Annotated in this window: 2 protein-coding genes; both read left to right on the plus strand. The window is 67.0% G+C overall.

What is annotated here, in order from left to right:
* A partial coding sequence (gene clpX, locus V7067_RS17725; protein WP_334177202.1) for an ATP-dependent Clp protease ATP-binding subunit ClpX occupies window positions 1-1190 on the plus strand: 1190 nt, incomplete at its 5' end.
* A gap of 429 nt (window positions 1191-1619) precedes the next feature.
* On the plus strand, window positions 1620-1765 hold a 146-nt coding region (locus tag V7067_RS17730; protein WP_334177203.1), incomplete at its 3' end, for an LON peptidase substrate-binding domain-containing protein.

A 1765-nucleotide genomic window follows, 5' to 3' on the forward strand; every position in this document is an offset into this window, starting at 1 on the left:
TCATCTGCGACGAATGCGTCGAGCTGTGCATGGATATCATCCGCGAGGAGAACAAATCCTCGCTGGTGAAGTCCGGCGACGGCATCCCGAGCCCGTCGGAGATCCGCAAGGTTCTCGATGACTATGTCATCGGTCAGGATCAGGCCAAGAAGGTGCTGTCGGTGGCGGTTCACAACCACTACAAGCGCCTCAGCCACGCCGCCAAGAACAACGACGTGGAACTGGCGAAGTCCAACATCCTGCTGATCGGTCCGACCGGTTGCGGCAAGACGCTGCTGGCCCAGACGCTGGCGCGCATCCTCGACGTGCCTTTCACCATGGCCGACGCCACCACGCTGACCGAAGCCGGCTATGTCGGCGAGGACGTGGAAAACATCATCCTCAAGCTGCTTCAGGCGGCGGACTACAATGTCGAGCGCGCGCAGCGCGGCATCGTCTATATCGACGAGGTCGACAAGATTTCGCGCAAGTCCGACAACCCCTCGATCACCCGCGACGTGTCGGGCGAGGGCGTGCAGCAGGCGCTGCTGAAGATCATGGAAGGCACGGTGGCCAGCGTGCCCCCGCAGGGCGGCCGCAAGCATCCCCAGCAGGAGTTCCTGCAGGTGGATACCACCAACATCCTGTTCATCTGCGGCGGTGCGTTCGCCGGCCTTGAGAAGATCATCTCCGAGCGCGGCCGCTCCACGTCCATCGGCTTCGGGGCGCGGGTGCTGGCGCCGGAAGACCGCCGCACCGGCGAGCTGTTCCGCGAGGTGGAGCCGGAAGACCTGCTGAAGTTCGGCCTGATCCCGGAGTTCATCGGCCGCCTTCCCGTGCTGGCCACGCTGGAAGACCTCGACGAGCCGGCGCTGGTGCGCATCCTGTCGGAGCCGAAGAACGCGCTGGTGAAGCAGTATCACCGCCTGTTCGAGATGGAGGGCGTCGGCCTTACCTTCCACGAGGACGCGCTGGGCGCCATCGCGCGGCGGGCCATCGAGCGCAAGACCGGCGCCCGCGGCCTGCGATCCATCATGGAAGCCATTCTGCTCGACACCATGTATGAGCTGCCCGGCCTTGAGGGCGTGAAGGAAGTGGTGATCTCGCCCGACGTGATCGAGGGCAAGGCCCGGCCGCTTTATATCTATGCCGACCGCGAAGGTTCGGCGGCTGCGCCGCCGGCCGTGCCTCAGGCGGCGACCTCGGCCTGAGCGATCCGGGTCGGCGGGCACCCCATCACGGGGCCATTTCAGCGGGCGCTGCGGCCGGAGGACGGCCGCAGCGCCCGTTGTCGTTTCGGGGGCGGGCAGGGACGGGAAACGGGCCCGTGGATTAAGCCGGCGCGGCCGGCTGCGTCGCCTTGACACGGGCGGGCCCTCTGCCCACCTAATTGATCAACACCCCGGCGCGGTCGGGGCGCGTGTGCCAGTCTCAGCGGGCACGCGGCCCGGCCGGGACGATGCGATATCCGGCCCCTGCGGTGCCGTCCGGCCCTTCCGGTTCTTTGCCGGCAGGCGACGGCAACCGACGGGTCCGGTTGGCACAGGCGCATCGCCCGGACTCCCCCCGCGGGGGACCAGTGGCCCGGTTCGTGCTTTGACAGAGGCGAACCGGCCATGGCTCAGAAAGGACGGTCCTTCATGACCACGAACGAAGACCCTCGTGCCGAAGTCCCGCTCGCAGCCGCCCCCGGCGGGCCCGAAGTGGTGCCGGTTCTTCCGCTGCGCGACATCGTCGTCTTTCCGCACATGATCGTGCCCCTGTTCGTGGGGCGCGAAAAATCGAT

This window comes from Pseudoxanthobacter sp. (genome assembly GCF_036822375.1).
GTDB lineage: Bacteria > Pseudomonadota > Alphaproteobacteria > Rhizobiales > Segnochrobactraceae > Pseudoxanthobacter.